At 62.7% G+C, this 9,276-nt stretch carries 9 protein-coding genes; 4 read left to right on the forward strand and 5 right to left on the reverse strand.

The window, feature by feature from the left end; all coding sequences use genetic code 11:
* Positions 1 to 1,299: TolC family outer membrane protein (locus A3736_RS16415; protein ID WP_233999465.1), on the reverse strand; the 1,299-nt coding region annotated here is incomplete at its 3' end.
* Positions 1,300 to 1,367: 68 nt separating this feature from the next.
* The gene (locus tag A3736_RS16420) at positions 1,368 to 2,012 is read right to left on the reverse strand and encodes a protein-L-isoaspartate O-methyltransferase (protein WP_082851564.1); all 645 of its coding nucleotides are present in this window, start codon (positions 2,010 to 2,012) and stop codon (positions 1,368 to 1,370) included.
* Between the two features lie 206 nt (positions 2,013 to 2,218).
* On the opposite strand from A3736_RS16420, the gene A3736_RS16425 reads away from it, so the two are divergent.
* From A3736_RS16425 to A3736_RS16435, 3 genes are all read left to right on the forward strand, one after another.
* Complete coding sequence (locus A3736_RS16425) at positions 2,219 to 3,736, forward strand: fumarate hydratase (protein WP_067685155.1); 1,518 nt, start codon at positions 2,219 to 2,221, stop codon at positions 3,734 to 3,736.
* A gap of 86 nt (positions 3,737 to 3,822) precedes the next feature.
* The gene (locus tag A3736_RS16430; RefSeq protein ID WP_067685142.1) at positions 3,823 to 5,082 is read left to right on the forward strand and encodes a sensor histidine kinase; all 1,260 of its coding nucleotides are present in this window, start codon (positions 3,823 to 3,825) and stop codon (positions 5,080 to 5,082) included.
* Positions 5,083 to 5,114: 32 nt separating this feature from the next.
* Positions 5,115 to 5,852, forward strand: coding sequence for a LytTR family DNA-binding domain-containing protein (locus A3736_RS16435; protein ID WP_067685157.1), 738 nt, complete (start codon positions 5,115 to 5,117; stop codon positions 5,850 to 5,852).
* Between the two features lie 59 nt (positions 5,853 to 5,911).
* Here the strand turns inward: A3736_RS16435 and A3736_RS16440 are convergent, their stop codons facing one another.
* From A3736_RS16440 to A3736_RS16450, 3 genes are all read right to left on the reverse strand, one after another.
* Entirely contained in the window at positions 5,912 to 6,862 is a 951-nt protein-coding gene (locus A3736_RS16440; RefSeq protein ID WP_067685144.1) for a GDP-L-fucose synthase, read from the reverse strand.
* Positions 6,862 to 7,923, reverse strand: coding sequence for a GDP-mannose 4,6-dehydratase (gmd, locus tag A3736_RS16445; RefSeq protein WP_067685147.1), 1,062 nt, complete (start codon positions 7,921 to 7,923; stop codon positions 6,862 to 6,864). The genes A3736_RS16440 and gmd overlap by 1 nt, the downstream gene beginning before the upstream one ends.
* A 174-nt stretch (positions 7,924 to 8,097) precedes the next feature.
* Entirely contained in the window at positions 8,098 to 8,658 is a 561-nt protein-coding gene (locus A3736_RS16450; RefSeq protein WP_067685149.1) for a sugar transferase, read from the reverse strand.
* Positions 8,659 to 8,757: 99 nt separating this feature from the next.
* On the opposite strand from A3736_RS16450, the gene A3736_RS17245 reads away from it, so the two are divergent.
* On the forward strand, positions 8,758 to 9,276 hold a 519-nt coding region (locus A3736_RS17245; RefSeq protein WP_156502186.1), incomplete at its 3' end, for an NAD(P)-dependent oxidoreductase.

The following is a 9,276-nucleotide window of genomic DNA, read 5'->3' on the forward strand; positions in this document are numbered from 1 at the left end:
GGGATCGTACAGCACGCCTTCGTCGGCAAGGCCCAGATCGCGTGCTTCGGCCCGGCCCATGGCAGCCAGAAGCGAGAACGCCGCGACGTAGGCGTTGCGCCGCGCGGTGACGAGATCGACGCGCGCGTTCAGCAATTCCTGTTCGGCATTCAGCACATCGAGGATCGTGCGGTTGCCGATAGAGTTTTCCGCCCGCACGCCTTCGAGGCTGAGCGAAGCGGCTTCGACCGCCGTCTGCGAGCTTTCGATGATCGCGAGCGAGGCCTGCCAGCTGGAATAGGCGGCGCGCACCTGCGCGATGACGTCCCGTTCGGCAGCAATAACCTGTTCGAGTGCGGCGGATGCGCGGGCCTGGGCCTGGCGCTGCAAGGCGGCGGGACGTCCGCCCTGAAACAGCGGGATCGAAACGGTAACACCCGCCTGCGCCGCCGTGGAGGTCTGCGGGCTGACAATCACCGGGCCGGTGGGATTGTCGGGATCGACCGCGTTCGGCACGCTGCCGAGAAAGTTCTGGTAATCGTAACCGGTGAAGACCGACACGCGCGGCAGGCGCGTCGATCCGGCGACGTCGATATCGTAGCCTGCCGCCTCGGCCCGCTCGCGCGCGGCGATGAGGTCGGGATTGTTGGTCAGCGCCACATCCACTGCCGTTTCCGCGCTGGCGGGCAGGCCGGGCAAAGGCGGCGGCGGAGCGAGATCGGTGGGCGCTTCGCCGACCAGCGCGATATAATCCTCGCGCGCGGCAATCAGATTTGCTTCGGTGCTGCGCAGATCGCCTTGCGCCAGCGCAAGCCGCGATTGGGATTGCGCGACGTCGGTCCGAGTGAGGTCGCCGATCTCGAAGCGGTCGCTGGTCGCCTGCGTGTTGATCGACAGCACTTCGACCTGATTGCGCGCAAGCGACACCAGCGCCTGGCCGCGCAGCACGTCCATATAGGCGGCGACGACCTGGCTGAAGACGGCGCTTTCGGTCCCACGCAGATCGGCGCGGCCCGCCTGGACCCGCTGATCGGCGGCGCGAATCGCGTTCTTGATCGCTCCGCCCGAATAGATCGGCGCGCTCAGGTCCACGCCGACATTGAAGGCACGATCGGGCGTGAAGAAGCTGGTCGAGCTCTGTTCGATGAATTCGGTAAGCGAACCGTTGGCATTGGCCGAGGGGCGTCCATCGGCCCGCTCGATCTCCACCTGCGCGTCGGTGGCGCGCAGGTTGGCGCGCGCGGCCATCAATGTGGGGTTATTGATGTAGGCCTGGGTGAGGGCTTCCTGAAGGGTATCGGCATGGGCAGGCGACGCCATCGCGCTGCTCAACGCAAGCGCGAACAGGCTGGCCTTGAGGCCGCGTGGCGACACCCCTCCCGCCATGGTCAGAACGTCCAGCCGGTGGGCTTGTCGAACTGGCCGAGACGCGGAATGCCGGTTTCGGCGAGAGGAAGAAGGCCGAGAGATCCGGCCACCTTGCGTCCGGTGGCGAGCCGCGTGACGCCCCGATCGACCAGGCCTGTGACTACGCGACCACCATCGGCAAGCGTTCCGGCCAGCATGGCAGGCAGGTGCTCGATCGCGCCGTCGATCAGCAGAAGAGTGGCGTCGCCCGTCTGGACGTCACCCTTGGCCGCCGCTTCCGCCGTAATCGTTTCGACTTCGGCGACCAGCGGCCGGACCAGTTCGGTAAGATATCCGCTGCCACCGTCCACCACGACAACCTTGTCCTCGACCCGCGGAGACGCTTCTTCCAGCAGCATGCCGTGAAAGACTGGCGCAGGCAGGAAACCGCCGTTTTCCAGCCGGATCGCACGATCCATATATGCCGTACCGCGCGCGTTCTCGGGCACGAAATCCTCACGTGGGACGATGAGCATGCGTTCGAGCACGAAACGGGCATTGACGCCGCTGGTGCGCAGCTGGCTGTCCACCATCGCGCGGCGGGCGGCAGCATGGTCGATGGAAGTGCGCTGTGCCTGGCTCTGAGCCTGGTTCTGCTTGGGGGGCGGTTCGGCGGTGACGGTCATCGGCGCAATCTCTGTCGTCTCGAGCTGGAAATACGCGCCGCTGTATTACATAAACAACACAGCCGCGCAACGCTCGTTTTCCTTAAGCGCATGGCCGCGCGGGGCCAAGCGCTTTGACCATTCGCGTTTTCCGCGCCAAGGACACCCGCCAATCTGCGAAGAGGAACGAGGCGGCGATGAACGACAAGTCGGGAACCGGTCAAACCATGATCACCATCCGCGAGGACGATCTGATCGACAGCGTGGCCGACGCGCTGCAATTCATCAGCTACTATCACCCCATGGACTATATCCGCGCGCTGGGCGACGCCTACGAAGCGGAGCAGGGCCCGGCGGCCAAGGATGCGATCGCGCAGATCCTGACCAACAGCCGCATGTGCGCCGAAGGGCACCGCCCGATCTGCCAAGACACCGGCATCGTCAATGTCTTCGTCAAATGGGGCCAGAACTGCCGTCTCGAATCGACGCGCGCATTGCAGGACATCGTCGATGAGGGCGTGCGCCGGGCCTACAACCACCCCGACAACACGCTGCGCGCCTCGATCCTGGCCGATCCCGCCTTCACCCGCCGCAATACGCGCGACAACACGCCGTGCGTCCTCTCGGTCGAAATGGTGCCGGGCGACACGGTGGAAATCGACGTCGCCGCCAAGGGCGGGGGCAGCGAGAACAAATCCAAGTTCAAGATGATGAACCCCAGCGACAATATCGTGGACTGGGTGGTCGAGCAAATTCCGAGCATGGGCGCCGGCTGGTGCCCGCCGGGGATGCTGGGGATCGGTATCGGCGGCACGGCGGAACATTGCGTCCGTCTGGCGAAGCAATCGCTGATGGAACCGATCGACATGGCGCAGCTCAAACAGCGCGGGCCCCAGAACGATCTCGAAAAGCTCCGCATCGACATTTTCGACGCGGTGAACGCGCAAGGGATCGGAGCGCAGGGCCTTGGCGGCTTGTCGACCGTGCTCGACGTCAAGATTCTCGACTGGCCATGCCACGCGGCGGGCAAGCCGGTGGCGATGATCCCGAACTGTGCCGCCACCCGGCACGCGCATTTCACGCTGGACGGGTCGGGTCCGAGCTATCTCGAAAAGCCCGATCTGGACCAGTGGCCCAAGGTCAACTGGCAGCCCGATGCCGAGGCCAAGCGCGTCGATCTCGACACTCTGACGAAGGAAGAGGTCGAAAGCTGGGAGCATGGCGACCGCCTGCTCCTGTCGGGCAAGATGCTGACCGGTCGCGACGCGGCGCACAAACGCATTCGCGACATGGTGGCGAAGGGCGAGGAGCTGCCGGTCGAATTCGCGGGCCGCGCGATCTATTATGTCGGCCCGGTCGATCCGGTGATGGGCGAAGTGGTCGGCCCCGCCGGCCCCACCACGGCGACCCGAATGGACCAGTTCACCGAGACGATGCTCGATCTCGGCCTTCTCGCCATGATCGGAAAGGCCGAGCGTGGCGCGGACGCTGTCGAAGTCATCAGCCGGTTCAAGACCGCTTACCTGATGGCGACCGGCGGCGCGGCCTATCTGGTGGCGCGCGCGATCAAGGAAGCGAAGGTCATCGGCTTCGAGGATCTCGGCATGGAAGCGATCTACGAATTCACGGTCGAGAACATGCCGGTGACCGTGGCGGTCGATGCGCGGGGCAACAATGTCCACACGCTCGCCCCGGCGAAATGGCGCGAAAAGATTCGTGAGGAAAAGCTGCTGCCGGTACCCTGAGGCCCGGCCTCGCTTCGACCAACAGCCGTCGCGTCTCGACAACCGCGCTGGAGAATCCGGGTTTTTACGCGCAGAAGACTGTCGCTTTGCCTTTTGACACATCTCCCGCCGATGCTGCGTCGGACACCCCATCGCGCCTGTCGGTGCGCACGGTCCTGTGGTCGATCATCGGCCTGTGGGTCGCCTATTTCCTGATCTTTACGGCCCGCGGCATGATCGTGGGGCTCGAAGCGGACACCGAGGTAATTCTCCGCCGTGCGCTGGTGACGCTCGCGGGGATGAGCGCGACGGTCGGGCTGTGGGTGATCCTGCGCCTGTTCGATCACCGGACCCTGGCCGTCCAGATCGGCGCTGCGGTGCTGTTGGCGATCCCCACCTCGCTCGCCATTGCGCAGACGAATATCTGGGTCTTTTCCGGTCTTCAGGAACGGCTCCAGGCGCGCATGGCGGAAGAACGCGGCTTCTCGATCAGTCGCGACGAGTTCGGCAATGTCGTGATCGAAGGCCCGGCGACATCGGCACCGGGCGATGACGGCCTCGGCAGCGCGTCCACGCCGCCGCGCGGACGGATCGTGGTGCCGAATGACGAGAGCCGCGAACGCTGGCTGATCCTTATCGAACGCGCGCTCAGCCAGTTCTTTCTCCTGATCGCCTGGGCCGCGCTGTATTTCGCCCTGCTGGCGGGCGTGCGCGCGAAGGATGCGGAGCGGCGTGGCGAACGCTTCCGCAGCGCAGCCAAAGCGGCGGAGCTGCGTTCGCTACGCTATCAGGTGAACCCGCATTTCCTGTTCAACGCGCTCAATTCGCTCTCCGCGCTGGTGATGACCGATCGGCAGGCCAAGGCCGAGGAAATGATCCAGACCCTGTCCGGCTTCTATCGCCACAGCCTTGCCGAAGATCCGACTGCCGACGTCTCGCTGGAAGACGAGTTCGATCTCCAGCGCCATTATCTCGATATCGAGCAGGTCCGTTTTCCCGAGCGACTCAAGACCGAATTCGTCCTGCCGGAGGCGCTGAAGGGTTTTCGCGTTCCGGGCATGATCCTGCAGCCGCTGGTCGAAAACTCGGTCAAATACGGCGTGTCGCGCAGCAGTAGTCCGGTGACCATAACCCTGTCCGCGCGCGAAGAATACGGGCGTCTGGTGCTGAACGTGGCCGATGACGGGCCGGGCATCGCAGCGAGCCCGGATTTGCCGCAGGCTGCGCAGGGCGGCTTCGGCATCGGCCTTGCCAATGTGCGCGACCGGTTGATGGCGCGCTTTGGAGAATTAGCCACGATCACCTCGGGCGAAACGCTTGACGGATACGAGACCGAATTGCGGCTTCCGCTGGTGACGCATGGCTGAAGCCTGGGCCCGAAACTGAAGGGGTGGGGACGTTGACGGAACCTTCGACCGAGAAACTGCGCACGCTGATCGTGGACGACGAGCCTTTGGCCGTGGAGCGCATGCAGGTGCTGTGCTGCAAGATGGACGATATCGCCGTGGTCGGCACTGCCAGCGACGGTGCCGCGGCGCTGCGGCTGGTCGAAGCGCTGCATCCCGATCTCGTCCTGCTCGACATGACCATGCCCGAAGTCGACGGCCTGTCGGTTGCGCGCAGCCTGGCGAAGAAATCGACTCGCCCCGCCGTGGTGTTCGTGACCGCGCACGACAATTACGCAGTCGAAGCCTTCGATCTCGACGCGGTCGATTACGTGCTGAAACCGGTCAAGAGCGAGCGGCTGGAACGCGCGATCGCCCGCGCATTGTCACGCCGGAATGAGGGCGCGCGCAGCGAAAGCGAATGGCTCGACGAATTGTGGATTCCCCACCGCTCCGAACTCATCCGCATCGAAACGGCGCAGGTCGATCGCATCGATGCGGAGCGCGATTACGTTCGCCTCCATGTCGGCGATCGGTCGTATCTGCTGCTCCAGACCATCGCAGGTCTCGAAGACCGGCTGGACCCTGCGAAATTTATTCGCGTCCACCGCTCCACCATCCTGCGGCGCGACCGCATTACCGGCCTCAAGCACGATGGCCTCGGCGTGTGGTCTGTAGAGCTCGATAGCGAGGAGCCGGTGCGGATCGGGCGGACTTATCTGCCCAAGGTCAAGGCCATGGCCGGTCGTTGAGCCGGAGCAGGCTTTTTCTGAGCTCGGACAGACCGAGATTTTCGATTTAGCCGGTCCGGTCAGGCGGTGAGTTTCGCCTCGCGAAATTGACCTGCTAAAAACGCATCGTAACTCCGCGCAATACCTTCTTCGAGCGGTACGCTAGGCGTCCAGCCGAGCGCGCGGAGCTTGCTACCGTCCATCAGCTTGCGCGGCGTGCCATCAGGCTTGCTCTCGTCATGCACGATGCGGCCATCGTAGTCGAGAACGCGCATGACGGTACGGGTGAGCTCGAGAATGGTAATGTCCTCGCCCGATCCGATGTTGACGTGTTCATCGCCCGAGTAAGCTTTCATCACGGCAACGCATGCGTCGGCACAGTCATCGACATACAGAAATTCGCGGCGCGGGGTCCCCGTGCCCCAGACCACCACATCAGCGCCGGTTTTCTTGGCATCGTGCACCTTGCGAATCAGCGCGGGCATGACGTGGCTGGATGCAAGATCGAAATTGTCGCCGGGACCATATAGGTTGGTCGGCATCGCAGAGATATAATCTCGACCGTACTGTTTCCGGAACGCCTGGGCCAGCTTGATCCCAGCGATTTTCGCGATCGCATACCATTCATTGGTCGCCTCGAGCGGACCGGTGAGCAACGCGTCCTCGGGAATCGGCTGTGGGGCAAACTTCGGATAGATGCAGCTCGATCCCAGAAACAGCATCTTCTCGACTTCCGCAGCGTGGGCCGCAGCAGTCATCGCAGTTTCGATCAGCAGGTTGTCGAGGAGAAAATCGGCCGGATAATCGTTATTGGCGAGAATGCCGCCGACCTTTGCGGCGGCCATGAATATTGCGTCCGGTCGACGATCGAGCATCCAGCGCCGCACGCCATCCTGGTCGCGCAGATCGACCTCGCCTCGGTCGAGAGTCAGCACTTCGCAATCCTCTTCCGCAAGCCGCCGAACGATCGCCGAGCCCACCATTCCCTTGTGGCCTGCGACGAAAACCTTTTTGCCTGCGAGTGCGTACATTACGCGCCCTTTCCGATCGGCGCGTCGCGCATGACCTTGAGGTCGGCCTGGACCATTTCGCGTGCGAGGTCGCGCGGAGAGGTTTCGTGGTGCCAGCCGAGCTTTTCTTGCGCCTTGCTCGGATCGCCGATCAGAAGTTCGACCTCGGTCGGTCGGAAATAGCGCGGATCGACCTCGACGAGGCAGCGTCCCGACGTGGTGCAGAAGCCTTTCTCGTCGACGCCTTCCCCTTCCCAGCGCAGAGTGATGCCGACATCTTCGAAAGCCCATTCCACGAACGTGCGCACCGGTGTGGTTTCGCCGGTAGCGAGGACGAAATCATCCGGCTCGTCGGCCTGGAGAATGGACCACATACCGCGGACATATTCACGCGCATGGCCCCAGTCGCGCTGGGCGTCGAGATTGCCGAGGAACAGCTTGTCCTGGCGCCCCAGCTTGATCGCCGCCGCCGCGCGGGTGATTTTGCGTGTGACGAAGGTTTCGCCGCGCAAGGGGCTTTCATGGTTGAAGAGAATGCCGTTCGTGGCAAACATGCCGTAGGCTTCGCGGTAGTTCACCGTAATCCAATAGGCATAAAGTTTTGCCGCTGCGTAGGGAGAGCGCGGGTAGAAGGGCGTGGTTTCGCGTTGAGGCACTTCCTGGACCAGGCCGTAAAGCTCGGAGGTCGACGCTTGGTAGAAGCGCGTCTTCTGCTCCATTTTGAGAATGCGGATCGCCTCCAACAGGCGCAAAGTCCCGACCGCATCGGCATTTGCAGTGTATTCGGGCGTTTCAAAGCTTACCGCGACGTGGCTTTGGGCGGCAAGGTTGTAGATTTCGTCAGGCTGCGTCTCCTGCACCAAGCGAATGAGCGCCGTGCTGTCGGTCATATCGCCGTAATGAAGGTGAAACGTGGGGTCGGGCGCATGCGGATCCTGATAGATTTCCTCGATCCGGCCCGTGTTGAACGAAGAGGAGCGGCGCTTGAGGCCGTGGACTTCGTAACCTTTGTCGAGCAGAAGCTGCGCCAGATAGGCGCCATCTTGTCCGGTGACGCCGGTGATAAGTGCGGTTTTGGTCATAGTCGTCCCAAATTGGCTAGCGCGATACGCGCTTCAGTGAAATCGCGAAGGCCTTTGCCCGTGGTTCGGCAAAAGGTCCAGCCACGTACGAAATCTCCTAGCGGCGCGACTTTATGGAAGCGCCATGATCGCAGGTCGGCCTTGATCAGGAAGCCACGTTAGCGCCGGTGAGCTTCAGTGCGTGACGGTCCTGTCGCCAAGCAGCTTCGCTGCGGTCAAGACGATGATGCGCAAGTCGAACAGAATGGAGCGACGCTCCAGATACTCCCTATCGAATGCGACCTTCGCGGGAATGGGTAATTCGTCGCGTCCGTTAATCTGCGCCCATCCGGTAATCCCCGGACGTAGGTGCGCAACGCCTGCCTCGCGACGCAGTGCGATCAAATCGTCCTGATTGAACAAGGCGGGACGCGGGCCGACGAAGCTCATCTCTCCCGCCACGACGCTCCATAATTGCGGGATCTCGTCGAGGCTGGTGCGGCGCAGAAATCCCCCGATCGGGGTTAGCGCGCTTTTCGGATCTGCCATAAGATGGGTAGCCACTGCGGGCGTACCGACTTTCATCGTACGGAATTTCGGCATGCGAAAAATCCGCTCATTCGCGCCCACCCGGTCGGACCAATAAAGCGCGGACCCACGCGAGGTGAGTTTTACCGCCAGCGCGACGACTAGGCCCAGCGGTAGAAGAGGGATCGCAGCTATCAGTGCGAGCAAAAGATCGATTGATCGTTTCACCTGTGTTTTACATCCCTACCGATGGTGCGGCGCATGGCTCGCTAAAGGCTTTGCGAAAAAGGCTTTTGTCGCTGTTCGGGGTGGCTATAGCGCTGCACCATGTCGAGACAAGATACCCCTATACTGGTTGTGGGAGGAGGCAGCCGCATTGCAAGGGCACTCGCCCCCCTTCTCGGCGATGCTGCCGCCTATGTCGTCCGGCGCCCCTCCGGCCATGCGCGCGAGACGATCGTTGATGACTACCGATCCCTTCCCCTTTCTGTCTTTATCGATGCAGAATGCGTGATCAATTGCGTCGGGACGCCCACTGGCGATGTCGAGCATTTGAACAGGATCAATTTCGAAATCCCCTGCCAGCTGGCCGCTGCTGCGCGCGATGCAGGCGTGCGCCACTTCATTCATATCTCCTCCTTCTCCGTCTACGGCAGGGCTGATGAGATTGGCCGAGCCACGCCCACCGCACCGACGGGGGATTATGGCCGTTCCAAACTTGCAGCGGATGAAGCCCTCCTCGCGCTTGAGAGCGATCGCTTTGCGGTGACGGTCCTACGCCTCCCGTTGATTTACGGAGACGATGTAGCAGGCAAGCTCGCCCAGCTTTTGCGCTTGTGGGCCAGG

Origin of the sequence: Erythrobacter sp. HI0063, assembly GCF_001635685.1 — a bacterium.
Taxonomy (GTDB): Bacteria; Pseudomonadota; Alphaproteobacteria; order Sphingomonadales; family Sphingomonadaceae; genus Qipengyuania.

Coding starts and splice junctions, on each gene's coding strand:
- A3736_RS16420 (WP_082851564.1), bottom strand. CDS start 2,012: ATGACCGTCACCGCCGAACCGCCCCCCAAGCAGAACCAGGCTCAGAGC.
- A3736_RS16425 (WP_067685155.1), top strand. CDS start 2,219: ATGATCACCATCCGCGAGGACGATCTGATCGACAGCGTGGCCGACGCG.
- A3736_RS16440 (WP_067685144.1), bottom strand. CDS start 6,862: ATGTACGCACTCGCAGGCAAAAAGGTTTTCGTCGCAGGCCACAAGGGA.
- gmd (WP_067685147.1), bottom strand. CDS start 7,923: ATGACCAAAACCGCACTTATCACCGGCGTCACCGGACAAGATGGCGCC.